The sequence below is a fragment of the Pseudomonas sp. Irchel 3F3 genome (assembly GCF_900187545.1).
Lineage (GTDB): Bacteria > Pseudomonadota > Gammaproteobacteria > Pseudomonadales > Pseudomonadaceae > Aquipseudomonas > Aquipseudomonas fortuita.
Genome location: NZ_FYDS01000006.1, coordinates 195,532 through 219,871 on the forward strand (window position 1 = coordinate 195,532; position 24,340 = coordinate 219,871).

General features: G+C 63.3%; 25 protein-coding genes and 1 pseudogene. 14 read left to right on the forward strand and 12 right to left on the reverse strand.

Annotation, left to right across the window (positions count from 1 at the left end):
* Window positions 1-95 precede the first annotated feature (95 nt).
* Complete coding sequence (gene elbB / locus CKW35_RS14580; protein ID WP_016489762.1) at window positions 96-764, forward strand: isoprenoid biosynthesis glyoxalase ElbB; 669 nt, start codon at window positions 96-98, stop codon at window positions 762-764.
* A 28-nt stretch (window positions 765-792) separates the two neighbouring features.
* Here elbB and CKW35_RS14585 read toward each other — a convergent pair whose 3' ends face one another.
* Entirely contained in the window at window positions 793-1,245 is a 453-nt protein-coding gene (locus tag CKW35_RS14585; RefSeq protein ID WP_016489763.1) for a YaiI/YqxD family protein, read from the reverse strand.
* 166 nt (window positions 1,246-1,411) lie between these two features.
* On the opposite strand from CKW35_RS14585, the gene CKW35_RS14590 reads away from it, so the two are divergent.
* A complete protein-coding gene (locus tag CKW35_RS14590; RefSeq protein ID WP_095116211.1) occupies window positions 1,412-4,261 on the forward strand; it encodes a class I adenylate cyclase in 2,850 nt (949 codons plus the stop codon).
* A gap of 30 nt (window positions 4,262-4,291) precedes the next feature.
* On the opposite strand, the gene rnk is transcribed toward CKW35_RS14590, so the two are convergent.
* From rnk to cyaY, 3 genes are all read right to left on the reverse strand, one after another.
* Window positions 4,292-4,702, reverse strand: a complete 411-nt coding sequence (rnk, locus tag CKW35_RS14595) for a nucleoside diphosphate kinase regulator (RefSeq protein ID WP_016489765.1) — start codon at window positions 4,700-4,702, stop codon at window positions 4,292-4,294.
* Window positions 4,703-4,849: 147 nt separating this feature from the next.
* Entirely contained in the window at window positions 4,850-5,074 is a 225-nt protein-coding gene (locus CKW35_RS14600; protein ID WP_016489766.1) for a DUF1289 domain-containing protein, read from the reverse strand.
* A gap of 1 nt (window position 5,075) precedes the next feature.
* A complete protein-coding gene (cyaY, locus tag CKW35_RS14605) occupies window positions 5,076-5,408 on the reverse strand; it encodes an iron donor protein CyaY (protein ID WP_016489767.1) in 333 nt (110 codons plus the stop codon).
* Between the two features lie 190 nt (window positions 5,409-5,598).
* On the opposite strand from cyaY, the gene CKW35_RS14610 reads away from it, so the two are divergent.
* From CKW35_RS14610 to CKW35_RS14635, 6 genes are read left to right on the forward strand one after another with little or no spacing between them, the layout of a single operon-like run.
* Window positions 5,599-5,808, forward strand: coding sequence for a lipoprotein (locus CKW35_RS14610; RefSeq protein WP_016489768.1), 210 nt, complete (start codon window positions 5,599-5,601; stop codon window positions 5,806-5,808).
* Between the two features lie 9 nt (window positions 5,809-5,817).
* Complete coding sequence (lysA, locus tag CKW35_RS14615) at window positions 5,818-7,065, forward strand: diaminopimelate decarboxylase (protein WP_023047197.1); 1,248 nt, start codon at window positions 5,818-5,820, stop codon at window positions 7,063-7,065.
* 4 nt (window positions 7,066-7,069) lie between these two features.
* Window positions 7,070-7,900 (forward strand): diaminopimelate epimerase, encoded by an 831-nt coding sequence (gene dapF, locus CKW35_RS14620; RefSeq protein WP_016489770.1) that lies wholly within the window; start codon window positions 7,070-7,072, stop codon window positions 7,898-7,900.
* Between the two features lie 13 nt (window positions 7,901-7,913).
* A complete protein-coding gene (locus tag CKW35_RS14625) occupies window positions 7,914-8,624 on the forward strand; it encodes a DUF484 family protein (RefSeq protein ID WP_060519688.1) in 711 nt (236 codons plus the stop codon).
* Window positions 8,624-9,523, forward strand: coding sequence for a tyrosine recombinase XerC (gene xerC / locus CKW35_RS14630; RefSeq protein ID WP_016489772.1), 900 nt, complete (start codon window positions 8,624-8,626; stop codon window positions 9,521-9,523). Before CKW35_RS14625 ends, xerC begins: the two co-directional genes overlap by 1 nt.
* On the forward strand, window positions 9,520-10,215 hold the full coding sequence (locus CKW35_RS14635) for an HAD family hydrolase (RefSeq protein WP_095116213.1): 696 nt from the start codon (window positions 9,520-9,522) through the stop codon (window positions 10,213-10,215). Before xerC ends, CKW35_RS14635 begins: the two co-directional genes overlap by 4 nt.
* Before the next feature lie 157 nt (window positions 10,216-10,372).
* On the opposite strand, the gene sutA is transcribed toward CKW35_RS14635, so the two are convergent.
* The 3 genes from sutA to glnK form a co-directional block, all read right to left on the reverse strand.
* On the reverse strand, window positions 10,373-10,702 hold the full coding sequence (gene sutA, locus CKW35_RS14640; protein ID WP_016489774.1) for a transcriptional regulator SutA: 330 nt from the start codon (window positions 10,700-10,702) through the stop codon (window positions 10,373-10,375).
* 429 nt (window positions 10,703-11,131) lie between these two features.
* Entirely contained in the window at window positions 11,132-12,463 is a 1,332-nt protein-coding gene (locus CKW35_RS14645; protein ID WP_016489775.1) for an ammonium transporter, read from the reverse strand.
* Between the two features lie 46 nt (window positions 12,464-12,509).
* Window positions 12,510-12,848: a P-II family nitrogen regulator gene (gene glnK / locus CKW35_RS14650; RefSeq protein ID WP_002555808.1), complete on the reverse strand. Its 339-nt coding sequence runs from the start codon at window positions 12,846-12,848 to the stop codon at window positions 12,510-12,512.
* A 361-nt stretch (window positions 12,849-13,209) separates the two neighbouring features.
* On the opposite strand from glnK, the gene CKW35_RS14655 reads away from it, so the two are divergent.
* The 3 genes from CKW35_RS14655 to CKW35_RS14665 are packed head-to-tail and all read left to right on the forward strand — an operon-like array spanning window position 13,210 to window position 14,296.
* Window positions 13,210-13,476 (forward strand): accessory factor UbiK family protein, encoded by a 267-nt coding sequence (locus tag CKW35_RS14655; RefSeq protein ID WP_024717668.1) that lies wholly within the window; start codon window positions 13,210-13,212, stop codon window positions 13,474-13,476.
* Window positions 13,477-13,830 carry a gamma-glutamylcyclotransferase family protein gene (locus CKW35_RS14660; protein ID WP_016489776.1) on the forward strand — a complete coding sequence of 118 codons (354 nt, stop codon included), beginning with the start codon at window positions 13,477-13,479 and terminating at the stop codon, window positions 13,828-13,830.
* Window positions 13,831-13,867: 37 nt separating this feature from the next.
* Window positions 13,868-14,296, forward strand: coding sequence for a molybdopterin-binding protein (locus tag CKW35_RS14665; protein ID WP_016489777.1), 429 nt, complete (start codon window positions 13,868-13,870; stop codon window positions 14,294-14,296).
* 5 nt (window positions 14,297-14,301) lie between these two features.
* Here CKW35_RS14665 and CKW35_RS14670 read toward each other — a convergent pair whose 3' ends face one another.
* A complete protein-coding gene (locus CKW35_RS14670; RefSeq protein WP_095116215.1) occupies window positions 14,302-16,320 on the reverse strand; it encodes a DUF4034 domain-containing protein in 2,019 nt (672 codons plus the stop codon).
* Between the two features lie 257 nt (window positions 16,321-16,577).
* Here CKW35_RS14670 and CKW35_RS14675 point away from each other — a divergent pair, with 257 nt between their 5' ends.
* Both CKW35_RS14675 and CKW35_RS14680 read left to right on the forward strand, forming a co-directional pair.
* A complete protein-coding gene (locus CKW35_RS14675; protein WP_024717669.1) occupies window positions 16,578-18,068 on the forward strand; it encodes a YifB family Mg chelatase-like AAA ATPase in 1,491 nt (496 codons plus the stop codon).
* Window positions 18,069-18,267: 199 nt separating this feature from the next.
* Entirely contained in the window at window positions 18,268-20,055 is a 1,788-nt protein-coding gene (locus tag CKW35_RS14680) for a monovalent cation:proton antiporter-2 (CPA2) family protein (protein ID WP_095116218.1), read from the forward strand.
* Between the two features lie 4 nt (window positions 20,056-20,059).
* On the opposite strand, the gene CKW35_RS14685 is transcribed toward CKW35_RS14680, so the two are convergent.
* From CKW35_RS14685 to CKW35_RS14695, 3 genes and pseudogenes are all read right to left on the reverse strand, one after another.
* Window positions 20,060-20,344 (reverse strand): HigA family addiction module antitoxin, encoded by a 285-nt coding sequence (locus CKW35_RS14685; protein WP_024717670.1) that lies wholly within the window; start codon window positions 20,342-20,344, stop codon window positions 20,060-20,062.
* An 11-nt stretch (window positions 20,345-20,355) separates the two neighbouring features.
* On the reverse strand, window positions 20,356-20,634 hold the full coding sequence (locus tag CKW35_RS14690; RefSeq protein ID WP_080642829.1) for a type II toxin-antitoxin system RelE/ParE family toxin: 279 nt from the start codon (window positions 20,632-20,634) through the stop codon (window positions 20,356-20,358).
* A gap of 493 nt (window positions 20,635-21,127) precedes the next feature.
* Window positions 21,128-21,286 (reverse strand): annotated as a pseudogene (locus CKW35_RS14695) (hydrolase); the annotation flags it as partial.
* A gap of 122 nt (window positions 21,287-21,408) precedes the next feature.
* On the opposite strand from CKW35_RS14695, the gene CKW35_RS14700 reads away from it, so the two are divergent.
* Complete coding sequence (locus tag CKW35_RS14700; protein WP_095116221.1) at window positions 21,409-22,320, forward strand: LysR substrate-binding domain-containing protein; 912 nt, start codon at window positions 21,409-21,411, stop codon at window positions 22,318-22,320.
* Between the two features lie 139 nt (window positions 22,321-22,459).
* Here CKW35_RS14700 and CKW35_RS14705 read toward each other — a convergent pair whose 3' ends face one another.
* A complete protein-coding gene (locus CKW35_RS14705; protein ID WP_177434966.1) occupies window positions 22,460-24,301 on the reverse strand; it encodes an amidohydrolase in 1,842 nt (613 codons plus the stop codon).
* Window positions 24,302-24,340: the final 39 nt, after the last annotated feature.

A 24,340-nucleotide genomic window follows, 5' to 3' on the forward strand; every position in this document is an offset into this window, starting at 1 on the left:
GTATCCATCAAGATTAGGCCGCGCCTGCGGCAACCCCTATGGCGACATCTGCCAAACTAGAGGACATTTAGCGCCTCGACACTGGAGTAATGAACATGACAAAAAAAGTAGCGGTGATTCTTTCCGGCTGTGGCGTGTATGACGGCGCCGAAATCCACGAAAGCGTGATCACCCTGCTGCGCCTCGACCAGCGCGGTGCGCAGGTGCAGTGCTTCGCGCCGAACATCGCGCAGATGCATGTCATCAACCACCTGACCGGCGAGGAAATGCCCGAGTCGCGCAATGTGCTGGTGGAGTCGGCGCGCATTGCCCGTGGTGAGGTCAAGGACATCCGCGAAGCCAAGGCCGAAGACTTCGATGCGCTGATCGTGCCGGGCGGTTTCGGGGCGGCGAAAAACCTGTCCAACTTCGCCGTGGAAGGCGCCAACTGCAGCGTCAACCCGGACGTGCTGGCCCTGGCCGAAGCCTTTGCCGACGCCTGCAAGCCAGTTGGCCTGATCTGCATTTCGCCAGCACTTGCGGCGAAGATCTACGGGCCGGGCGTGGTCTGCACCATCGGCAGCGACGCAGACACTGCGGCGGCTGTCGAGAAGATGGGCGGCACCCATGAGGCGTGCGATGTACACGACATTGTCGAAGACACCCAGCGCAAGCTGGTGACGACTCCGGCTTACATGGAGGCCAAGTCGATCAGCGAGGCAGCTGGCGGGATCTACAAGTTGGTGGACCGGGTGCTGGAACTGACGCACGAGGGTGACCAGTAAGTCCTTGGGGCTGCAAAGCAGCCCCGCATCAGGTTTTACTCAGCCGGGCAATGATCCGGTCCAGCGCATTGGCAAACGCCTGCTTTTCACGCTCGCCATAAGTCCCCTGCCCTCCTCCCGCCTGGCCCTGCTCGCGCAGCTCGGTGAACAGGTTGCGCGCCGCCAGGCGGTCGCCCATGTTGCGCTCGTCGAATTCGCGACCGCGCGGGTCCAGCACCGCCACGCCCTTTTTCACTAGGCGGTCAGCCAGGGGCACATCACTGCAGATCACCAGCTCGCCGGGCACGGCGTGTTCGACCAGGTAGTCGTCGGCTGCGTCCATGCCGCTGGGCACCACGATCAGGCGCACGATCGCAAACGCCGGCTTGGCCACGGCCTGGCCCGCCACCATCACCACCTCGAACTTGCGCTTGAGGGCGAACTTGACGATCAGATCCTTGGCCGCCTTGGGGCAGGCGTCGGCATCGATCCATACACGCATCGGAAACTCTCTACATGATCTCAATGCGTCCATCATGCCTGAAGCGCAGCGAAAGCTGGAGCAGGCGCGCGCTGGGAAAATGGCGCCAAAAACCCAATTGCCGCTTATCCGGCCCCGCTACTCAGGCTAAACTCGCCACAGCTTCACTGGCCTGCCCGAGCGCGCAATGAATCACCCTCACGAAATCCGCCCTGACCTGGACGAAGGCATCGACCGCAAGGTCCTGGCAACATTGCGTGCGCGTTTCCTGCAACTGAATCAAGGGCGCCTGCAGCGGGCTATGGAAGGCCTGTCGACACGCCAGCAACAGGTACTGACGCTACTGCCGCTGCTGTTTCACGTGAACCACCCATTATTGCCGGGCTACGTCTCGGGTAGCACGCCTGCGGGCGTATCGGGTTACGAGCCAGGTGCCGAGCTGGTGGTCGAGGCCCAGCGCCTGGCCCGCTCGTTCACCTACAAAGCCCGCCATGGCAACCCGCCGCGCCCTATCCACGGATTGTTTCTGATGGGCAGCCTGGGCTCGCTGGCCCAGGCCGAGCATAGCGACATGGACCTGTGGGTGTGCCATGCGCCCGGCTTGCCCGAGCATTTGCTGGAAGAACTGCGCCGCAAGTGCCAATTGCTGGAGGACTGGGCAGCAAGCCTGGGCGCCGAGGCGCACTTCTTCCTGATCGACACGCAAGGCTTTGCCCAAGGCCAGCGCGACGGCCAGCTGGGCTCCGATGACTGCGGCACCACCCAGCACTACCTGCTGCTGGATGAGTTCTACCGCACCACCCTCTGGCTGGCAGGCCGGACACCACTGTGGTGGCTGGTGCCCGTCTACCAGGAACACAATTATCACGCCTACACCCAGACCCTGCTGACCAAACGCTTCATCCGCAGCCAGGACACTCTCGATCTCGGCAACCTGGCACACGTTCCACCCGGCGAGTTCGTCGGTGCCGGCCTGTGGCAACTGTTCAAGGGCATCGATTCGCCCTACAAGTCGCTACTCAAGCTGCTGCTGACCGAGGCCTACGCCAGTGAACACCCCGCCGTGCGTTGTCTGAGCCTGGACTACAAGCAGGCAGTGTTCGCCAATCAGCTCGACCTCGACGCACTGGACCCCTACGTCATGGTCTATCGGCGTATCGAGCGCTACCTGCTGCAGCGCGGCGCGGTCGCACGCCTGGAACGGGTGCGGCGCAGCCTGTACCTGAAGGTGAACAAGAAGCTCAGCGACCAAGGCCGCGCCAATGGCTGGCAGCGCCGGCTGTTGCAGCGCCTGGCAGACGAGTGGGGCTGGGACCAGCGTCAGTTGGCCCTGCTGGATAGCCGTAGCCAATGGAAAGTGCAGCAAGTCGCTGTCGAGCGCCGCGAACTGGTGGCCGAGCTGAACCACAGCTACCGCTTCCTCAGCCAGTTCGCCAGCACCCAGAACGCCAGCAGCCGTGCCGAGCAGCGCGACCTCAATGTGCTGGGCCGGCGCCTGTACGCGGCCTTCGAGCGCCGCGCCGGCAAGGTCGAGGTGATCAACCCCGGCATCGCCCCGGACCTTGCCGAAGGGACCCTGACCCTGGTTCAGGCACCTAACCGCAAGGAGCCCGGCAGCCACCACTGGGAGCTGTACTGCGGCAACCTGAGCACCCACGAGGTGGAGCACTTCAGCCCGATAAAGCGCTGCCGCGAGCTGATCGAGCTGCTGGCCTGGGCCCATCGTAACGGCGTGATCGACAGCAGCACGCGCATGGCGCTGCACCCCGGCGCCAGCGACCTCAGTGAATTAGAGCTGTTCAACCTGATGGGTTGCCTGCAGCAAAGTATTCCCCTGCCCTTGCCGATCGTCAGCGAAGTGCGCCTGCTGCAGCCCAGCGTTGCCGACGAGGTTTTGTTGCTGGTCAACGTCGCCATCGACCCGCTGCGCCATCACCGCGATCTGAACATCCTGATGACCACCGAGCGTACCGACTCGTTGAGCTACGCAGGCGTGCGCGAGAACCTGGTACTGACCCTGGACCAAGTCACCCTGAACAGCTGGAACGAAGTGCTGGTCCAGCGCTACGAAGGCGAACATGCGCTGGTACGCTGCCTGCGCGACTTCCTCAATAGCCCGGTGCTGCGGGGCCACCGGCCACGGGTGCGGATACGCTGCTTTTGCCCGAGCCGCGCACAGGCCATCAGCCAGCGCGTGGAGGAAATTTTTGACACGGTGCAGCTGCTGCTGGACCAGGGCGCCAACCACCGCTACCTGCTAGAGGTAGCCCAGCACACCCATGTGCTGGAGCTGTTGGCCGGGCATGTAGGCCTGGCCACCCTGGCCGAGCACGAGGGGCTGCTGGCCCACCTGGGCGAAGAACGCAGCGCCTACAGCCCGCTGTACCTGGATACCAACGCCCTGCTGGACCACGACCTGCGCCTGGTGCTGGAACAGGGCCGCCCGGCTTGCATCCAGGTGTTCTACCGCCTGCAAGGTGGCTGGGCCGAGTTGTATGTGCTGGATGAGTACAATGCCCTGTGGCAGCAACGCCTGCCCCTGCATGACGAAGCCCACCTGCTGCTGCCGCTGCAGCGGTTCCTGCGTTCGGTGGTGATGCGCCGTGATGCCCGGCTGCCGCTGGATACCCAGCGCGCTGCCTCACTGGATATCCACTATGCGCAACTGTTGCCTTCCGGCGTTGGCAAGGCGCGTAGCCTCGAGCCGCGCCAAGCCCCGGTCGAGGGCAGCGACCAGCCCTACTATGAGGTGCAAGCCATCATCCAGGCCGGTGTGGCGGGTGCGGCGCATGTGACGCTGTACTGCGACCAGCAAGAGTTTTCCGAGCTGGAGCATGGTGCGCAGCTGTATGCGGTGGTGGCCAGGCAGATCATCGGGCAACGGCGCGCTGCCGGACAGTACCGGTGCTACATCACCGATCTGGATTTGTCCGAGCTGCTGGATGACCGGCTGGGCGCGACGCAGGTGTACCTGAACTACAAGCGGGTGCTGGAGCAGGCGTTGAATGAGGGGCTGGAGCAGGTGCTGGGTGAATGACCGAGGGCTGCCTTGCAGCCCCCTTGAGCCTTACAGGTCGTAATCGCCCGCCGCTTCTGGTTGGTACTCCACTTCCAGCAGCTTCAGCTTGAGGGTCTTGCCCCCCGGTGCCGGCCAGTCGATCTGCTCGCCCACCGACAGCCCCAGCAAGGCGCAGCCAATCGGTGCCAGGACCGAGACATTACCTTCCGGCCCGGCATCCTTCGGATAGACCAACGTCAGGTGGTAGTCCTTGCCGCTGGCTTCCTCACGGCAGTGCACGCGCGAGTTCATGGTGACCACGCCCGCCGGCACTTCATCGTGACCGACCACCTGCTCGGCGCGGTCCAGCTCGTCCTGCAGGGCGAGCACACCCGGCGTACTTTCGTCGAGGCTGTCGATCAGACGCTGCAGACGCTGTACGTCCAATCGGGTGAGGATGAGGGAAGGCTTGGTGCTCATGATCCAGTCAGACTCCTTTGAACAGGCGATTTTCGTCGTGCAGATAAAGCAAAACCCCGCCCAAGGGCGGGGTTTGTGAAGGCTTTGGCGTCACCGACGCAGAAACCCGACACTACCACAGCCGGGCAAATACTCAAGCCCTTGCTATCAGTGTGCCTTAGCCTGGTCGCGCAGGGCCTGGGCCTCGCGGCAAATCTGCCGACGCCGTTCGTCATCGGCCGAGCGCCATTCGCGAATGTGCTCCACATGCCGCTGGCAGCCAGTGCACACCCGCTGTTCGTCCAGCCGGCAAACGCTGATGCACGGTGATGGCACAGCGGGGCTGACGTTGCTGTAGAGCGGCTTGGGGGGACGGGCCGGGGCGGTGCTCATGTCAGATCTCGTCGAAGTCCAGCTTCTCGCCGGCCCGCTCCCAGACGATGCGCTCGAGCATTTCGCCCAACAGCTCTTCGCTCTTCTCGCACACCCACTTGCCGCTTTCTTCGTCGTAATCGAAGTGGAAGCCACCTGAGCGGTCGGCGAGCCACAGCTGGCGCAGCGGTTCCTGGCGGCTGAAAATCAGCTGGGCGCCACCTTCGAACTTGACGGTGAGCACACCGGCGGAGTTCTCCATGTCCAGGTCCAGGCCGCTCTCGTCGAACAGGTCTTCCAACGCCTGTTGGGTCGCGTCGACCAGATCATGGAAACGCGCTTCACTCAAACTCATTGCAGGAACCTCGAAATTGGCTGCGTTACAGGCAAGCCGGGCAAGATACGGGCGCTTGGCGCCGAATGCAAAGATTAGCCATTGAAGGCGGTAAGAATAGCCCGCCCGGCGGACCGGCCCTTGCATAGGCAAGCCGCCGGTCGCTCGGTATACTCGGGCGCAATACTGCATTTTTCTAAGGATTTCACCCATGAAGCGCCTGATTTCCTCCTTCGCGGCGCTGGTCGCTGTTGCCTGCCTCGTTTCGGCCTGCGGCCAGAAAGGCCCGCTGTACCTGCCTGAAGACGGCGATAACGGCAAAGCGCACAAGTCGCACCAGCACCAGCCAAAAGCCCAGCCGGCGCCGGCGCAAGCGCAGCCGGAGCTGCAGTCCGAGCCCGAGCAGTCGCCTGCGCAGTAAGGAAACCAGATGAACGCTTTCAACTACCGCGACGGCCAGCTGTTCGCGGAAGGGGTGGCCCTGTCGGCCGTCGCCGAACGTTTCGGCACCCCCACCTACGTGTACTCGCGCGCCCACATCGAGGCCCAGTACCGTAACTACGCCGATGCCCTGCAAGGCACCGAGCACCTGGTGTGCTTCGCGGTCAAGGCCAACTCCAACCTTGGCGTGTTGAACGTACTGGCGCGCCTGGGCGCAGGTTTCGACATTGTCTCCGGTGGTGAGCTGGAGCGCGTGCTGGCCGCTGGCGGGCGCGCCGACCGCGTGGTGTTCTCTGGCGTCGGCAAAACCCGCGAAGACATGCGCCGCGCCCTGGAAGTGGGTGTGCACTGCTTCAACGTCGAATCCACCGACGAACTGGAGCGTTTGCAAGTCGTGGCAGCCGAGATGGGCAAGGTTGCCCCGGTGTCGCTGCGGGTCAACCCGGACGTTGACGCCGGTACCCACCCGTACATCTCCACCGGCCTTAAAGAAAACAAGTTCGGCATCGCCATTGCCGACGCCGAGGCCATCTACGTGCGTGCCGCGCAGTTGCCGAACCTGGAAGTGGTTGGCGTCGACTGCCACATCGGCTCCCAGTTGACCACCGTTGAGCCGTTCCTCGATGCCCTGGACCGCCTGCTGGACCTGGTCGACCGCCTTGCCGACTGCGGCATCCACCTGCGCCATCTGGACCTGGGTGGCGGCGTTGGCGTGCGCTACCGCGACGAAGAACCACCGCTGGTGGCCGACTACATCAAGGCTATTCGCGAACGCGTAGGCACGCGCGACCTGGCTTTGGTGTTCGAGCCGGGCCGCTACATCGTGGCCAACGCTGGCGTGCTGCTGACCCGCGTGGAATACCTCAAGCACACCGAACACAAAGACTTCGCCATCATCGATGCGGCGATGAACGACCTGATTCGCCCTGCGCTTTACCAGGCCTGGATGGGTGTAAGCCCGGTCGTGCCACGCGAGGGTGAAGGCCGTGCCTACGACCTGGTCGGCCCGATCTGCGAGACCGGCGACTTCCTCGGCAAGGACCGTGTGCTGAACCTGGCCGAAGGCGATCTGCTGGCCGTGCAGTCCGCGGGCGCCTATGGTTTTGTCATGAGCTCCAACTACAACACCCGTGGCCGTTGCGCTGAAATCCTGGTCGACGGCGACCAGGCGTTCGAAGTACGCCGCCGCGAAACCATCGCCGAACTGTACGCTGGCGAAAGCCTGCTGCCGGAGTAAGCCCATGCTGCTGCGTTTTACCAAGATGCATGGCCTGGGCAACGACTTCATGGTCCTCGACCTGGTCAGCCAGCACGCGCATATCCAGCCCAAGCACGCCAAGCAATGGGGTGACCGGCATACCGGCATCGGCTTCGACCAGTTGCTGATCGTCGAGGCCCCGAACAACCCGGAAGTGGACTTCCGCTACCGCATCTTCAACGCCGACGGCTCCGAAGTGGAGCAGTGCGGCAACGGTGCGCGCTGCTTCGCCCGCTTCGTGCTGGACAAGCGCCTGACCGCGAAAAAGCGCATCCGCGTGGAAACCAAAAGCGGCATCATCGTGCTGGACGTGCAGAACGACGGCCAGGTGAGTGTCGACATGGGCCCACCGCGCTTCATCCCTGCCGACATTCCCTTTGTCGCTGACGAGCAGGCGCTGAACTACCCACTGGAAGTCGACGGCCAGCTGCATTCGATTGCCGCCGTGTCCATGGGTAACCCGCATGCCGTGCTGCGCGTCGATGACGTGCATACTGCCCCCGTGCATGAGCTGGGCCCGAAGATCGAAAACCACCCACGCTTCCCGCAGCGGGTGAATGCCGGCTTCCTCCAGGTCATCGACCGCCACCGCGCCAACCTGCGTGTGTGGGAACGCGGCGCGGGCGAAACCCAGGCCTGCGGCACCGGTGCTTGTGCCGCCGCCGTGGCAGCCATCAGCCAAGGCTGGATGGATTCCCCGGTATCCCTCGACCTGCCCGGTGGGCGCCTGCACATCGAATGGGCCGGCCCCGGCAAGCCCGTGGTGATGACCGGCCCGGCCGTACGCGTCTACGAAGGACAGGTTCGTCTCTAAGCGAGTAACCGCCATGACCGATCAGCCCCAGGTTGTACCCCAGCAGTCCGCCGAGCTCGATGCCGAAGCGGTGGTCGCCTACCTGCGCGCCCACCCCACCTTCTTTGCCGAGCACGACGAACTGCTGATCGAACAGCGCATACCGCATCAGCGTGGCGACAGCGTGTCGCTGGTGGAACGTCAGCTCAAGCTGCTGCGTGACCGTAACATCGAGATGCGCCATCGCCTGTCGCAATTGATGGATGTGGCTCGCGACAACGACCGGCTGTTCGACAAGACCCGGCGGCTGATCCTCGACCTGCTCGATGCCGGCACCCTGGAAGAAGTGGTAATGGCGGTCGAAGACAGCCTGCGCCAGGAGTTCCAGGTGCCGTTCGTCAGCCTCATCCTGTTCGGCGACAACGGCGCGCCGGTCGGGCGCTGGGTCAGCAACACCGAGGCGCAACAGGCCATCGGTGCTCTGCTGGGCGGTGGCAAGACGGTCAGTGGCAACCTGCGTGAGCATGAGCTGGCCTTTCTGTTCGGTGAGGAACAGCGCCGGGAGGTGGGCTCCAGTGCCGTGGCCACCCTCGAATACCAAGGGCTGCACGGGGTGCTGGCGATCGGCAGCCGCGACCCGCAACACTACAAGAGCAGCGTCGGCACCCTGTTCCTTGGCTACATCGCCGAAGTGCTCGGCCGCGTTGTACCGCGCGTTACCCAGACCCTGCGCTCGGTACGCTGATGGAACGCCAACTGGAGGCTTATTGCGCACACCTGCGCAACGAGCGCCAGGTGTCGGAGCACACCTTGCTGGGCTACCGTCGCGACCTGGATAAGGTCACCGCTTACTGCAAGGAACACGGTATTGCCGGGTGGCAAGCGCTGCAAATCCAGCAACTGCGCCAACTGATCGCCCGCCTGCACCACCACGGCCAGTCCTCCCGCAGCCTGGCACGGCTGCTGTCGGCGGTGCGCGGCCTGTACCGCTACCTCAACCGCGAAGGCCTGTGCCAGCACGACCCGGCCACTGGCCTGAGCGCGCCCAAGGGTGAGCGCCGGTTGCCCAAGGTGCTGGACACCGACCGCGCCCTGCAGCTGCTTGATGGCGGCGTCGATGACGATTTTATTGCCCGTCGTGACCAGGCGATCCTTGAACTGTTCTACTCGTCGGGCCTGCGCCTGTCCGAGCTGACCAACCTCGACCTCGATCACATCGACCTTGCCGCCGGGCTGGTGCAGGTGCTGGGCAAGGGTGGCAAAGCCCGCGTGCTGCCCGTTGGCCGCAAAGCCCGCGAGGCGCTGCACGCCTGGTACCGCCTGCGCGGCATCGGCAACCCGCGTGACCGCGCGGTGTTCATCACCCGCCAGGGCAACCGCATCACTCCACGGGCTGTGCAGCAACGTGTGCAGAAGGCGGGTGAGCGCGAGCTGGGCCAGCACCTGCACCCACACATGCTTCGCCATTCCTTCGCCAGCCATGTGCTGGAATCGTCCCAGGACCTGCGGGCGGTGCAGGAAATGCTCGGCCATGCCGACATCAGCACCACGCAGATCTACACCCACCTGGACTTCCAGCACCTGGCCGCGGTGTACGACAGCGCCCACCCTCGGGCCAAACGCAGCAAAGGCACAGACTCATGAGCATCAAGCTGATCACGTTCGACCTCGACGACACCCTGTGGGACACCGCGCCGGTCATCGCCAGCGCAGAAGTCGTGCTGCGCGACTGGCTCGAAGCCAACGCCCCGATCCTGGGCGGGGTGCCGGTGGAGCACCTGTTTGCCATTCGCGAGCGGCTGGTACAGGCCGACCCCGGCCTCAAGCACCGCATCAGCGCCCTGCGCCGACGGGTGCTGTTCCATGCCCTGGAAGAGGTCGGCTACAGCGAGAAGCAAGCGCAGGCGCTGGCCAACGAAGGCTTTGAAGTGTTCCTGCATGCTCGCCACCAGGTGGAGATCTTCCCCGAGGTGCAGCCGGTACTGGAGGTCCTGCGTCACCATTACATCCTGGGCGTGGTCACCAACGGCAACGCCGACGTGAGCCGGTTGGGGCTGGCGGACTACTTCCGCTTTGCCCTGTGCGCCGAGGACCTCGGCATTGGCAAGCCGGACCCGGCACCGTTCCTGGAAGCCCTGCGCCGAGGCGAGGCGGATGCCAGCGCCGCCGTTCACATCGGCGACCACCCCGGCGATGACATCGCAGGCGCCCAGCGAGCAGGGCTACGGGCCGTCTGGTTCAACCCTCAGGGCAAGGCCTGGACGGGTGAGCAGGCACCGGATGCCGAAATCCAGCGCCTGTCGCAGCTGCCCGACCTCCTTTCCCGCTGGCGCTGACAAGAGACCGCCTCGAAATTTGCGTTGGTGCGTATATCGAGCGCCGCCCGCGCGGCGCATCGCGAGCTGCGCTCGATCTCACTGGCAATGAAAATATACCGGCAAACGCCCACAAAAAAGCCCGCAGCGACGGCGGGCTTTTTTTGCGGTCAGCCACTCAGATAGGGCGGCTGCCGTACTTGTTGTCCGGCTTTTTGGGCGGGTCGGCGACCACGTTGGCCTCGACTTCCTGCACCTTGCCACCGCGCGAAAGGAATTCTTCCATCGCCTTGGCCAGTGCATCACGCTCTTTCTGCTTGGCTTCCATGCTCGGCAGTTCGTCTACCGAAACAGCCGCCTTGGACTTGCCCTTGGCAGCGGGTGCCGGGCTGCTGTCGTCATCGCCCGCATCTTCGGCGACATCGTCAGCTGCCGCTTCGAGGCCTTCATCAACCTCGTCTTCATCGCCTACTTCGAGGTCGTCGTTTTCCAGATCGTCGTCGCTCATGTTCTACCTCATGACTTGCGAAAGCAGGTTAGTTATAGACCAGTGCAGCCGTAGACCGGCAGCCACCAGTGAAAATTCAACTGGCCGTGGGTTAGGCCACTGCCCTTGGGTCGGCGCTCCTGATGGGAGGCGGCACCCAGCAGGCCCTGCTCCTGGCAGGACCTGACAAATCCATCTAGCCCCTGCTGGCCACACGCTATTGGCAAGCCTAGCAAAGGCTGGCGAAGTGTGTGGACTACACGTCAAACACCCTTCGGCGCGCATTCTAGCGCGCCCGTGGAAAAAGCAAAGCTCCATAAACGCCCTGCGACCTGTAAGTTTTTTACCTACGTCGCGAACGTGCCGGATAAACCGTTTGCCAAGCGCGAAATGCTGAAAATCTGGCAAAAAAATGCCCGGCAAGCCGGGCAAGTTTTTACCGCGTCGCAGTTACAGGTTGTAGCCGCGTTCGTTGTGCTGAGCCAGGTCGAGGCCGACCGACTCTTCTTCTTCGTTGACCCGCAGGCCCATTACCAGATCCAGCACCTTGAGGATCACGTAAGTTACGATGGCGGTGTAGACCACGGTGAAGATCACGCCTTTGGCCTGGATCCAGACCTGCATGCCAATGTCGGTGACGGTGCCGAAGCCGCCCAGCGCCGGCGCTGCGAACACACCGGTAAGGATTGCCCCGATGATGCCGCCGACACCATGTACACCGAAGGCATCCAGCGAATCGTCATAGCCGAGCCTGCGCTTGAGGGTGGTGGCGCAGAAGTAGCAGATCACACCCGAAGCCAGGCCGATCACCAAGGCGCCCATCGGCCCCACGGTGCCTGCAGCCGGGGTGATGGCAACCAGGCCGGCAACCACACCCGAAGCGATGCCCAGGGCGCTGGGTTTACCGTGACCAATCCACTCGGCGAACATCCAGCCCAGCGCAGCAGCAGCGGTGGCGATCTGGGTGACCAGCATGGCCATGCCAGCGGTGCCGTTGGCGGCGGCGGCGGAGCCTGCGTTGAAGCCGAACCAGCCGATCCACAGCATGGCCGCGCCCATCAGGGTGTAGCCCAGGTTGTGCGGGGCCATCGGGGTGGTCGGGTAGCCCTTGCGCTTACCCAGCACCAGGCAGCAGACCAGGCCTGCGATACCGGCGTTGATGTGCACCACGGTGCCGCCAGCGAAGTCCAGTACGCCCCAGTCCCACATCAGTGCACCGTCACCGCTCCACACCATGTGGGCGATCGGCGCATACACCAGGGTGAACCAGATGCCCATGAACACCAGCATCGCAGAGAACTTCATGCGCTCGGCGAAGGCACCCACGATCAGTGCCGGGGTGATGATGGCGAAGGTCATCTGGAAGGTGATGAATACCGCCTCAGGGAAGAGTGCAGTGGCCGACGTCAAGTTCTCGGGCGTGACGCCGCTGAGGAAGGCCTTGGAGAAGCCCCCGACGAAGGAGTTGAAGTTGAGCACGCCCTTTTCCATACCGGTGGTATCGAAGGCCATGCTGTAGCCGTAAACGACCCAGAGAATGCTCATCAGGCCGGTGATTGCAAAGCATTGCATCATCACCGACAGCACGTTCTTGGAACGCACCATGCCGCCATAGAACAGGGCCAGGCCCGGGATAGTCATGAACAGCACCAGCGCCGTTGCGGTCAACATCCAGGCGGTGTCACCGGAGTTCAGCGCTGGGGCGGCTTCCTCGGCCAAGGCAAGCCCGGGCATTACGAGGGACAATAGGGCTCCTAGCCCTGCGATCTTACGCAGAGTCATGTTGTTTTCTCCTGGGGCGTTGGGTTTGGTGAGGCGTTGTTGCTGCTTAGATCGCGTCGGTATCGGTTTCGCCGGTACGGATGCGGATCGCCTGCTCCAGATTCACCACGAAAATCTTGCCGTCACCGATCTTGCCGGTGTTGGCTGCCTTGGTGATGGCTTCGATTACCCGATCAAGGTCCTTGTCATCGATGGCAACATCGATCTTCACCTTGGGCAGAAAATCGACCACATATTCAGCACCGCGATACAGCTCGGTGTGGCCCTTCTGCCGGCCGAAGCCTTTGACTTCAGTAACAGTGATGCCCTGCACGCCGATTTCCGACAGCGACTCGCGCACGTCGTCCAGCTTGAACGGCTTGATGATGGCTGTGACTAGCTTCATGAAACTCTCTCCCGATTTGGTGGACTTGCCCCAGGAAAACAAACCCGTCTCAAGTCTAAGCGCAGCGGTTGGCTTTGTAACGCGTCGTCGGCATCCGGCTCCGCGTGCGCACTGCTTGGTCACAAGGAACTGCATCAGTGCATGGCTCGTACAGGTCTTTGCAGAAACCTTGCCAGTTCCGGCAAATCACCGGAAAACAGCGAGTTATGCGAAAGGGTCGGGATTGGCCAGTCGCCAGCATGGGAAACATGCACAGTTTCGGTGCGCACCGGCAGGGCGCATTGCGCGAAAAACGTGCACCCAAACGTCCGGTTTGTGCGTGCTACACTGCCGGCCATTCTAAGTTTCAGTGGACTGCCCCATGCTTGCGCCCAAAGCCCTTCTCGATGCCCTGAGCGACCAGGCCTCGCGCCTGTTCAGCAGCGATACCGCCCAGCCCCGTGCAGAACTGGAAAGCCAGTTCAAGGTGCTGATGCAAGGTGCCTTCAGCAAGCTGGACCTGGTCAGCCGTGACGAATTCGACAGCCAGATGGTTGTGCTGGCGCGCACCCGTGCTCGCCTGGAGGCTTTGGAAAAACAAGTAGCCGAGCTGGAAGCACGGCTGAACCCGACCCCACAGGATCAGTGAATGCAGCCCTCCAGCGCATACCCGGTACTGCTGTTTTCCTACGGCACGCTGCAGGACAAGGCCGTGCAACGGGCCAACTTCGGCCGTGAGCTGAGCGGCCAGGCCGACCGCATGCCGGGCTACCGACAGGACTGGGTCGAGATCACCGACCCGGCTGTGCTGGCGGCTAGCGGCAAGTCCCATCACCCCATCGTTTCCCCCAGCAGCCAGGCCGACGACAGCGTGGCCGGCACGGTCTTCCAGATCAGCGAAGAAGAGCTGGCGGCGGCGGACCGCTATGAAGTTGCCGACTACAAGCGCGTCGCCGTCACGCTCGCATCGGGCCTGACTGCCTGGGTTTATGTGCGCGCCTGAATCCCTCTGGCGCGGGTTGTTACACGGAGCGTTCCCCATGAAAGTCAGCGCACGCAATGTTTTTGAAGGCAAAGTCACCAACGTTCAGCCCGGCGCGGTCAATGCCGAAGTCGAGCTGACCCTGGGTGGCGGCGAAAAGCTGGTAGCGGTGGTCACCATGGCCAGCCTGCATAACCTCAGCATCAACGTCGGCAAAGACGCCGTGGCGCTGGTCAAGGCGCCGTGGGTGGTACTGCTGACCGACGCCGCCGGCTACAAGCTATCGGCCCGTAACGCACTGGAAGGCGAAGTGGTGCGGGTGGGTGATGGTGCAGTGAATGCCGAAGTGGTGCTGAAGCTGGCCGGCGGCACCGAGGTGTTTGCCATCGTGACCCGCGAAGCCGTGCAGGAGCTGGGCCTGGCACCGGGTGTGAAGGCCACTGCGCTGATCAAGGCCTCGCACATCATCCTCGGCGCCAAGCCCTGAGGGTATCAGGCCGACGCCCGTAGCCGGCCCGGCTCGGATACTGCCTGTTTCGGCGGCAACTCGCTGGCGTGCAAGGTGCCGCGAAACAGGGTCGCACCACACTGGGTAACCAGGGTCTTCACCCGGTTGTGCGAGTTGAGGATCTCGGCCTGGATGTTTTCGATGGCTGAATCCCCAGGCTGCAAGGCAACCGCACGGTTGGCCCATTCGATGGCAGCAAAACGGCTCTGCTTGCGAGTGCCGCGCCCCTGCATCCAGGCCAGCCCCAGTTCGGCGCTGGCCCGTCCGGCAACCCACGGGTCCGGGTGCTCGACCAGGCTCGACAGGTAGGCGACGGCCTCGGCCCGTTCCTGGACTTCGCCAAACTGGCGCAACAGGATACCCAGGTGCAAGCGCGCACGCGCATTGGTGTGCGGATTACCCAGCGCATCGACCAGCAGGCGCCTGACAGCCAGCATGGCACTTCGCTCACTCAGGTCCTCATCACCCTCCATACGCAGGCAGGCGAGGTTGTACTTGGCCTGCCTGCTGCCCGCCTCTACCGCACGCTGCAGCCAATACTCAGCCGTCTCGTCGTCCAGATAGTGCGCCGGGGTGTTGCCCAGGCCGCCGCTGTGCAGCTCGTACAGGCCAAGGGCAGCACCCGGCAAGCTCAGCTCCGCAAAGCGCTCGTACAGGTAACAAGCCACCTCGTGCCGGTTGGCAGCCCACAGCAGCCGCGCCACAGCGAGCACATCGAAGCCTGGCGCATGGCCCGCGCGCTGGCGGGTCACCGCCACCTGTGACCAGAGCCTTGCCTGCTCGGCCGAACGCGGCAGCCCCCACAGGCCGAAGCGATGCCCGGCAGCGCGCATTGCACAAGCGCCAGCATGCGAGCGGCCTTCACACAGGCGCTCGATGGCGGTGCGCAACAGCTGATGCTCATCTGCCATGCCATCACACAGTATCAGCCCGACAAAACAGCGAAATGGCTCGCCCATCGCAGGGATGGCGCCATGACTGGCGTTGCATGCCAAGCTCGCGGCGAAATCACGCATACCGCCTGCATGGTCTTGCAAGGCACTGCTGCGCAGCGCGCCTCGCCAGGCCAGCACGACGGCGCTTTCCCTGGGCCTTAGCGGGCGTTGCAGCCAGCTATCGAACAGTTGCTGCCAATCCGCGACGGCCTGCAACTGCTCGGCATGTGGCAGCTTCAGCCGTTCTTCGACGGCCATCCAGCGCAACGCATTGCGCAGCGCTTCGTCCCACCCATCGCACAACGGCCCATTGGCCAACAGGTCCAGCGCATCAAAACTGGCACCCCAACGGGGCAACAGGTAAACGGCCAGCGCCTGGATCGCTTCGAAACAACCAGGGCGGGCCACCAGCGCATGGCGCAACCAGTAATAGCGTGGTGCTTCGTTTTCGTGATCGGCCCGCCTGCTCAGGCACGCCGGTAATGCTTGGGGCAGCTCGGCCAAGGGCAACAGCCCGTACTTCACGAGCAAGGGGGCTGCGGCTTCCTGCGCTTCCACATCGGCATGGGCACTGGGCCTGTACCGCGCAGGCTGCCCCTGAAACAGTTCGATCAACCAGCCAGGTTCGCGCAGTTGCGCACTGACACGCAGCATGCCAATGGCCGCTGCCACGGGTTGTGCAGAGCGGTCCATTGCACGCAACAGGTGCGCGGTCGCGGTTTCACAAATTTGCTCGACGGCCAGCAAGCGGGCAGCGTTGCGTTGGCCACCATCCTGCACCTGGCAGGCCCGGTGGAAACAGTGCATGCCCATTACCACTTGCGGGTGGTAAGCCTTGGGGCAGGCATCAATCCAGGCTTTGAGCACTTGGCTCAGGGCCCTGTCACCCTGGTTTTCCAGGTCCACCAGCATGTGCCCTTCGATGGCCGCCAGGTAGGCCGGGAACTCGCCGGGCGCGGCTTGGCGCCATTGCGCCTCAAGGCTGTCGAAACACCGGGTGAGTTCAATGAATGAATTGGCCTGCACCAGTTCGCGAATCACCTGGCGCGTTTGGGCGAGCGTTTGCACGGCGCAATACCTCAAGTCCATTTGAAAGAAGACGCTGTGCCATCCCATGGCAACGGCATTTGCCCAACAACACTAAGCCATACCACCCACCTGCGCAAAGATTATTGGATCCATTTTTTGCCGATTTTAAAGAAAACACAGGGAAAAAACCTGCTCTGCAAAACCACGACGCACACTTGTTGCGCCTGTCGTGGCCACCATCGCTATCCTTGACCCAGCCGCAGGAAGCGGCCCTTTTCAGCGACAACGGAGCGTCCATGTCACTAGCCCTCGTCCACAGCCGCGCCCAGGTGGGTGTGCAGGCACCCGCGGTCAGCGTCGAAACCCACCTGGCCAACGGCCTGCCCCATCTCACTCTGGTCGGCCTGCCAGAAACCACGGTCAAGGAAAGCAAGGACCGGGTACGCAGCGCCATCGTCAACTCCGGGCTTAGCTACCCGCAGCGGCGCATTACCCAGAACCTCGCCCCCGCCGACCTGCCCAAGGATGGCGGGCGCTATGACTTGGCCATTGCCCTGGGTATCCTCGCCGCAGATGGCCAGGTGCCGACTGCCACCCTGGCCGATATGGAATGCCTGGGCGAACTGGCGCTTTCGGGGAAATTGCGCCCTGTCCAGGGCGTGCTACCTGCGGCCCTGGCGGCACGCGAAGCAGGCCGGGCGCTGGTGGTGCCACGGGAAAATGCCGAGGAAGCCAGCCTGGCAGGCGGGCTGGTGGTGTATGCGGTGGGCCACCTGCTGGAGTTGGTCGCCCACCTGAACGGCCAGGTGCCATTGCCGCCGTACGCGGCCAATGGCTTGATCCTGAATCAACGTCCCTACCCTGACCTGAGCGAGGTGCAGGGCCAACTGGCGGCCAAGCGCGCGTTGATGCTGGCGGCGGCTGGGGCGCACAACCTGCTGTTCACCGGGCCACCCGGCACCGGCAAGACCTTGCTCGCCAGCCGCCTGCCGGGGCTGCTGCCACCGCTGGACGAGCACGAGGCGCTCGAGGTGGCTGCCATTCAGTCGGTCAGCGGGCATACACCTCTGAGCAGTTGGCCGCAGCGACCGTTTCGCCATCCCCACCACTCCGCATCCGGCCCGGCACTGGTTGGAGGCAGCAGCCGGCCGCAACCGGGCGAAATCACCCTCGCCCACCATGGCGTGCTGTTTCTCGATGAACTGCCAGAGTTCGAGCGGCGTGTGCTGGAGGTGCTGCGCGAGCCGCTGGAGTCGGGCGAGATCGTGATTGCCCGGGCACGCGACAAAGTGCGCTTTCCGGCGCGCTTTCAGCTGGTGGCGGCGATGAACCCATGCCCTTGCGGCTACTTGGGCGACCCTACTGGCCGCTGCCGCTGCAGCACCGAGCAGATCGCGCGGTACCGCAACAAGCTATCAGGGCCGCTGCTGGACCGCATCGACCTGCACCTGACCGTGGCTCGCGAAAGCACCACGCTGAACAATCAGCCCTGTGGTGAAGCCAGTGCCGATGTGGCAGCCAGGGTAGCGCAGGCGCGGGAGGTACAGCAGCGCCGCCAAGGGTGCGTGAATGCGTTTCTCGACCTCGACGGGTTGCGTCGCCATTGCGGATTGACGGCGGCGGACCAAGCTTGGCTGGAAGGGGCCTGCGAACGGTTGACCTTGTCGTTGCGGGCAGCGCACCGGTTGTTGAAAGTGGCGCGGACACTGGCGGACCTCGAGGGTTGTGAGGCAATCGGCCGGCCACATCTGGCCGAGGCCCTGCAGTACCGGCCGGGGAGCAGTTAAATTGCCCTGGCTGCAAAGCGGCCCTGGAAATTTCAGCCCCAGCAGCAGAACCTGCGTTTGACAGCGCCCTGCGGCAACTGTCCTTCTTTACGGGACAATGTTTCTCCCGGACAGCTGATTGTCTGCCCCCCCTCCACCCCTCAAAATCGTCGGCCAAACTGTTCAAATGCTGCCCCGGCAGCTCATGGAGTAAGAGCCAATGCCACACGAAGGCAGCCTTCTGCAAACCGCGGTGATCTTTCTGCTCGCGGCCGTCGTCGCCGTCCCCCTGGCCAAGCGCCTGCAACTGGGTGCCGTGCTCGGCTACCTGCTGGCCGGTGTAGCCATCGGCCCGCAGGCACTTGGCCTGATCCGCGACACCGAAAGCGTGGCGCACATTTCCGAGCTGGGCGTGGTCCTGCTGCTGTTCATCATTGGCCTGGAGCTGTCGCCCAAGCGCCTGTGGCTGATGCGCAAGTCGGTGTTCGGTGTGGGTACCGCGCAGGTGCTGCTGACCGGCGCGCTGCTCGGTGCCATTGCCCTGTTCGGCTTCAGCCAGACGCTGCCGGCAGCCATCGTCCTCGGCCTGGGCCTGGCGCTGTCGTCCACCGCCCTTGGCCTGCAAAGCCTGGCCGAGAGCAAGCAGCTCAACGCCCCGCACGGCCGCCTGGCGTTCGCCATCCTGCTGTTTCAGGACATCGCTGCGATCCCGCTGATTGCCCTGGTACCGCTACTGGCCGCCAGTGGGCCGGACGCCAGCCACGGCGATAGCCTGCAACACGGCCTGAAGGTATTCGCCAGCATCGCCGTGGTGATCATCGGTGGTCGCTATCTGTTGCGCCCGGTGTTCCGCACCGTGGCCCGCACCGGCCTGCCGGAAGTGTCTACTGCCACCGCACTGCTGGTAGTGATCGGCACCGCCTGGCTGATGGAAGAAGCGGGTATATCCATGGCCCTGGGCGCCTTCCTCGCCGGCCTGCTGCTGGCCGACTCGGAATACCGCCACGAGCTGGAATCGCAGATCGAGCCGTTCAAGGGCCTGCTGCTGGGTTTGTTTTTCATCAGCGTGGGCATGGGCGCCAACCTTCGCCTGCTGCTGGATATGCCGCTGGTGGTACTGGGCCTGACCCTGCTGCTGGTAGCAGTAAAGCTGGTGCTGCTGATCGGCGTCGGGCGCCTGGTCGGTGGCCTGAACAGCGCCAGCGCCCTGCGCCTGGGCATGGTACTGGCGGCCGGTGGCGAGTTCGCCTTCGTGGTCTTCAAGCTGGGCAAGGACCAAGGCCTGTTCGACACCCAGACCTACGACCTGCTGCTGATGACCATTACCCTGTCGATGGCCATCACCCCGCTGCTGATGCTGGGCTGCGCCCGCGCCCTCAAACGCCCGCAACCGGCGCGTGAAGTGCCCGAGCAGTACAAGCAGATCCAGACGGATACGCCGCGGGTGGTGATCGTCGGCATGGGCCGCATGGGCCAGATCGTCGCGCGCATCCTGCGGGCACAAAAAATCCCGTTCATAGCCCTGGAAACCTCAGTGGACGCCATCGAGATGACCCGCATGTTCGAACAGGTGCCGGTGTTCTACGGCGACCCGCTGCGCCCCGAGGTGCTGCACGCCGCCAAGGTGGGTGAAGCGGAGTACTTCATCATCACCATCGATGACCCAGAAGCCGCCATTCATACCGCTGAACGGGTGAAACGCCTGTACCCGCACCTGAAGGTGCTGGCCCGGGCACGTAACCGCCAGCATGTGCACAAGTTGGTGGATGCAGGCGCCGAGCCGATTCGCGAGACGTTCTACTCCAGCCTGGAAATGACCCGCCGCGCGCTGGTGGGGTTGGGCTTGAGCGATGAACAGGCGGCGGACCGTATCGCACGGTTTACCCAGCATGACGAAGAAGTGCTGGTGGCCCAGGGGCAGGTACGCGATGACCGGGCCAAGGTGATGCAGACGGCCAAGGAGGCGCGGGTGGAGCTGGAGCGGTTGTTTGATTCGGATGCGGTTTGAGTAGTCAGGCGAACACCAACCGCTCTATTTGAGGATGCTCACGCTGAGCGGCTTGCCAAAGATCGTAAGCTGCCTGTTCGGCAAGGTATTGCCGGGCAGGCCCCAGGCCTGCCAGCTCAAGCCGATAAGCAAGATCGGCAGAAATGGCGGCGCGCCCATTGAGTACCGTGGACAACTGCCCCCGCGAATAGCCGAGGTGGCGAGCTAACTCAGAAACGTTCATGCCAATTGCGGGCAACACATCTTCTCGCAAAGACTCCCCAGGATGGGGAGGATCGAACATAGGCATGACTCAAGCTCCTAGTGATAATCCAGATAGTCAACAAGCTCCACATCGGTACCCACGAAGCGGAACACCACTCGCCAGTTACCCGAGACATTTACTGCCCAATAGCTTTCCAGCTTTCCGTGCAGAGGATGAAGACGGTAACCCGGCCGGTTCATGTCTGCTGCGGTTTGTGCAACTTCAAGAGAAGCCAGTAAACGCCGCAAGCGATTCACATGATCTGCACGCACTCCAGACGTGTCACGATGCTGATGGAGCAGCCTCAGGCCTTTGTGCCTGAAACTTCTTATCACCGATGGTTGAGTGTAAGGTCATGCCTTACACTTTTCAAGCTAGCGTTGGCGCTGCGCATGGAGTCACTCCTGAAAAATTTCCGGGTGCTCAGTTTGCTCTCGGCGTGCCCGTTTAGCGCCGTTATGCCTTCCGCTCTTTCATGTAGGAGATTTCCGAGAAAGGTTTATAGCGTGGGGCCACGTCGTGCCCACCCCCTCCTGCGTGAACAGATGACACAGGCAAAAGCCTGTTCCGGAGCAACCTGAATGCGCTCGAAACGGCAGAAGGTTGCTTGAGTCGTTGCGGAAAGGGATTGAGCCACAGCCCATGAATTGATGCTGCCTGTACCGCCCTCTTCGCGGGTGAACCCGCTCCCACAGGATCACCACTGGTTCTGAAACTGTGCAGTACCTGTGGGAGCGGGCGTGCCCGCGAAGAGGCCGGTACAGCAAACAAAAAAAGCCGGCTCCCTGCAGAGGGAGCCGGCCTTTGTGCGTACTGCTACTGGTTTGCTTACTTACCCGCAGTCAGCGCGTTATAGCTGGTCATCAAATTGCGATAATCCGGAATGTGGTTGGAGCACAGCGCAGCCAGCCCTTCGACATCGTTGCGCCAGTCGCGGTGCAGCTCGCAGGCCACGCCGAACCAAGTCATCAGCTGCGCACCGGCCTGAAGGGTTATGAATCTTTCAGCAATCCGGTGTGTTTCGCGTTGATGGGCACAGATTAAAATCATCACCTTTGCTGCACTAGACTGCGAAAACCGCCCTTAGCGTTCCGTTTGGAGAACGATCATTGGAAGACCTCAACTCCCTCTACTACTTCACCCAAGTCGTGGAGCACGGCGGCTTCGCCCCGGCCGGGCGGGCGCTGGACATGCCCAAGTCGAAACTCAGCCGGCGCATCGCCGACCTTGAAGACCGCCTGGGCGTGCGCCTGCTGCACCGCACCAGCCGGCACTGCTCGCCGACCGAGATCGGCCAGGCCTACTACAACCGTTGCCTGGCCATGCGCGTGGAGGCCGAGGGCGCGGCGGAAATCATCGAACGCAACCGCAGCGAGCCGCGCGGGCTGGTGCGCATCAGTTGCCCGACCACCCTGCTCAACTCCTGGGTCGGGCCGATGCTGACCCGCTACATGCTCAAGTACCCGCAGGTGGAGTTGTTCATCGAAAGTACCAACCGCCGTGTCGACCTGCTGCACGAGGGCTTCGACATCGCCCTGCGCGTGCGCTTTCCGCCGCTGGAGAACACCGACATGGTGATGAAGGTGCTGAGCAACAGCACCCAGTGCCTGGTCGGCCAGCCGCACTACCTGGCGCAACTGCCCAAAGGGTTTGACCCGCAGCTGCTGGGCACGCTACCCAGCGTGCATTGGGGCAGTGCCCAGCGCGAGTACCAGTGGGAACTGTTCCAGGGTGAGGACAACAGCCGCAGCATCGTCATCCCGCACACACCGCGCATGGTGACCGATGACCTGTTTGCACTGCGCCATTTCGTGGTGGCCGGGGTGGGGATCGCGCACTTGCCGAGGGTGGCGGTTCGCGAGGACCTGGCTTCGGGGCGCTTGGTGGAATTGCTGCCTGAGTGGCACCCGCGTTGCGGCATCGTGCATGCGATCTTCCCGTCGCGGCGGGGGTTACTGCCGTCGGTGCGGGCGCTGATCGATCATCTGGCTGAGGAATTTGCGATCAGCGACATGGCGTGAGTCGGTGGCTGTCAGTCACGGCCCTTTCGCGGGACAAGCCCGCTCCCACAAGTTACCCCACTGCCCTCGGGATGGGTGGTGAACCTGTGGGAGCGGGCTTGTCCGGCGAAGCGGCCGTCATTTATCCAGGCAAAGCAGCTCAGAAAGCAAAGCAGGAACAACCCAGCGAACCCCAGAAGCCCTGGAAGTCACTCACCGGGACACTCGAATGCCGTGCCTTCTCATGGCTGTGCGCATGCACCCCGCATGGCCCGCTGCACTGGTGCACGGCGGCTACCAAAGATGGCGTACCCACGCGCCAGTGCCCCGGCACCTTGGCCACCGGCGACCACTCCGGCAGTACCGGCACCTGCGCAGGGCCAAGCTTGTCGAACTCGCCAGCGCCGTACACCACCTTGCCATCGACGATGGTCAGCACCGACTCGATGCCCTTGATCGCCTCTTCCTCAACACTGAAAAAGTCCAGCGACAGCGCCGCCAGGTCGGCCAGCTGGCCCACCTTGATCTGGCCCTTCTTGCCCTGCTCGCTGGAGAACCACGCGCTGCCTTGGGTGAACAGTTGCAGTGCGGTGTCGCGGTCCAGGCCTTCCGGGTACAACTCCATGCCGCCGACGGTCTTGCCGCTGACCAGCCAGTACAGCGAGGTCCACGGGTTGTAGCTGGACACGCGGGTGGCATCGGTGCCGGCCCCCACAGGCACGCCCATGTCGAGCATGCGCTTGATGGGCGGGGTCTGCTCGGCAGCCTTGGCGCCGTAGCGGTCGACGAAGTACTCACCCTGGAAGGCCATGCGGTCCTGGACGGCGATACCACCGCCCAAGGCGCGCACGCGCTCGATGTTCTGTGGGGTGATGGTTTCGGCGTGGTCGAAGAACCACGGCAGGCCGTTGAACGGGATGTCGCGGTTGACCTTCTCGAACACGTCGAGCATGCGCGTGATCGATTCGTTGTAGGTGGCGTGCAGGCGGAATGGCCAGCGCTGCTCGACCAAGTGCCGCACCACCGGTTCCAGCTCCTCTTCCATGGTCTGTGGCAGGTCCGGGCGTGGCTCGAGGAAGTCCTCGAAGTCGGCGGCGGAGAACACCAGCATTTCGCCGGCGCCGTTATGGCGCAGGAAGTCGGTGCCGCTGTGCAGCTTGACGCTGGAGGTCCACTTCTTGAAGTCGTCCAGCTCTTCCTTGGGCTTCTGGGTAAACAGGTTATAGGCGATGCGCACGGTCAGCTGGTTATTGTCGGCCAGCTCCTGGATAACCGAATAGTCGTCGGGGAAGTTCTGGTAGCCGCCGCCGGCGTCAATGGCACTGGTCAGGCCCAGGCGGTTCAGTTCACGCATGAACTGGCGGGTCGAATTGACCTGATACTCCAGTGGCAGCTTCGGCCCTTTGGCCAAGGTAGCGTAGAGAATCATTGCGTTCGGGCGGGCGATCAGCATGCCGGTGGGGTTGCCGAACTTGTCGCGCTGGATTTCGCCACCCGGCGGGTTCGGGGTGGCCTTGTCGTAGCCGACCGCCTTGAGCGCAGCGCGGTTGAGCAGCGCGCGGTCATACAGGTGCAACAGGAACACCGGGGTGTCGGGCGCAGCCTGGTTGATCTCCTCAAGGGTGGGCATGCGTTTTTCGGCAAACTGGAATTCGTTCCAGCCGCCCACCACGCGTACCCACTGCGGGGTGGGCGTGCGCGCAGCCTGGTCCTTGAGCATGCGCAGGGCATCGGCCACCGACGGCACGCCTTCCCAGCGCAGCTCCAGGTTGTAGTTCAGGCCACCGCGGATCAGGTGCAGGTGCGAGTCGTTCAGGCCGGGGATGACCGTGCGCTGCTTGAGGTTGATGATCTGCGTGGTAGTGCCCTTGTGGGCCATGGCCTCGGCATCGTTGCCCACGGCGATGAAGCGCCCATCCTTGATCGCGACAGCAGTCGCGGTAGGTTTTTCGCGGTCAACGGTGTGCAGTTTGCCATTGAACAGAATCAGGTCAGCGGTCATGGAACCTCCTTGGATGGATGCGTGAGCGGAACCGGCCTG

Bases quoted from the DNA above. Each gene is read 5' to 3' on its own strand.
- elbB (WP_016489762.1), top strand. From the start codon at position 96: ATGACAAAAAAAGTAGCGGTGATTCTTTCCGGCTGTGGCGTGTATGAC.
- CKW35_RS14585 (WP_016489763.1), bottom strand. From the start codon at position 1,245: ATGCGTGTATGGATCGATGCCGACGCCTGCCCCAAGGCGGCCAAGGAT.
- CKW35_RS14590 (WP_095116211.1), top strand. From the start codon at position 1,412: ATGAATCACCCTCACGAAATCCGCCCTGACCTGGACGAAGGCATCGAC.
- rnk (WP_016489765.1), bottom strand. From the start codon at position 4,702: ATGAGCACCAAGCCTTCCCTCATCCTCACCCGATTGGACGTACAGCGT.
- CKW35_RS14600 (WP_016489766.1), bottom strand. From the start codon at position 5,074: ATGAGCACCGCCCCGGCCCGTCCCCCCAAGCCGCTCTACAGCAACGTC.
- cyaY (WP_016489767.1), bottom strand. From the start codon at position 5,408: ATGAGTTTGAGTGAAGCGCGTTTCCATGATCTGGTCGACGCGACCCAA.
- CKW35_RS14610 (WP_016489768.1), top strand. From the start codon at position 5,599: ATGAAGCGCCTGATTTCCTCCTTCGCGGCGCTGGTCGCTGTTGCCTGC.
- lysA (WP_023047197.1), top strand. From the start codon at position 5,818: ATGAACGCTTTCAACTACCGCGACGGCCAGCTGTTCGCGGAAGGGGTG.
- dapF (WP_016489770.1), top strand. From the start codon at position 7,070: ATGCTGCTGCGTTTTACCAAGATGCATGGCCTGGGCAACGACTTCATG.
- CKW35_RS14625 (WP_060519688.1), top strand. From the start codon at position 7,914: ATGACCGATCAGCCCCAGGTTGTACCCCAGCAGTCCGCCGAGCTCGAT.
- xerC (WP_016489772.1), top strand. From the start codon at position 8,624: ATGGAACGCCAACTGGAGGCTTATTGCGCACACCTGCGCAACGAGCGC.
- CKW35_RS14635 (WP_095116213.1), top strand. From the start codon at position 9,520: ATGAGCATCAAGCTGATCACGTTCGACCTCGACGACACCCTGTGGGAC.
- sutA (WP_016489774.1), bottom strand. From the start codon at position 10,702: ATGAGCGACGACGATCTGGAAAACGACGACCTCGAAGTAGGCGATGAA.
- CKW35_RS14645 (WP_016489775.1), bottom strand. From the start codon at position 12,463: ATGACTCTGCGTAAGATCGCAGGGCTAGGAGCCCTATTGTCCCTCGTA.
- glnK (WP_002555808.1), bottom strand. From the start codon at position 12,848: ATGAAGCTAGTCACAGCCATCATCAAGCCGTTCAAGCTGGACGACGTG.
- CKW35_RS14655 (WP_024717668.1), top strand. From the start codon at position 13,210: ATGCTTGCGCCCAAAGCCCTTCTCGATGCCCTGAGCGACCAGGCCTCG.
- CKW35_RS14660 (WP_016489776.1), top strand. From the start codon at position 13,477: ATGCAGCCCTCCAGCGCATACCCGGTACTGCTGTTTTCCTACGGCACG.
- CKW35_RS14665 (WP_016489777.1), top strand. From the start codon at position 13,868: ATGAAAGTCAGCGCACGCAATGTTTTTGAAGGCAAAGTCACCAACGTT.
- CKW35_RS14675 (WP_024717669.1), top strand. From the start codon at position 16,578: ATGTCACTAGCCCTCGTCCACAGCCGCGCCCAGGTGGGTGTGCAGGCA.
- CKW35_RS14680 (WP_095116218.1), top strand. From the start codon at position 18,268: ATGCCACACGAAGGCAGCCTTCTGCAAACCGCGGTGATCTTTCTGCTC.
- CKW35_RS14685 (WP_024717670.1), bottom strand. From the start codon at position 20,344: ATGCCTATGTTCGATCCTCCCCATCCTGGGGAGTCTTTGCGAGAAGAT.
- CKW35_RS14705 (WP_177434966.1), bottom strand. From the start codon at position 24,301: ATGACCGCTGACCTGATTCTGTTCAATGGCAAACTGCACACCGTTGAC.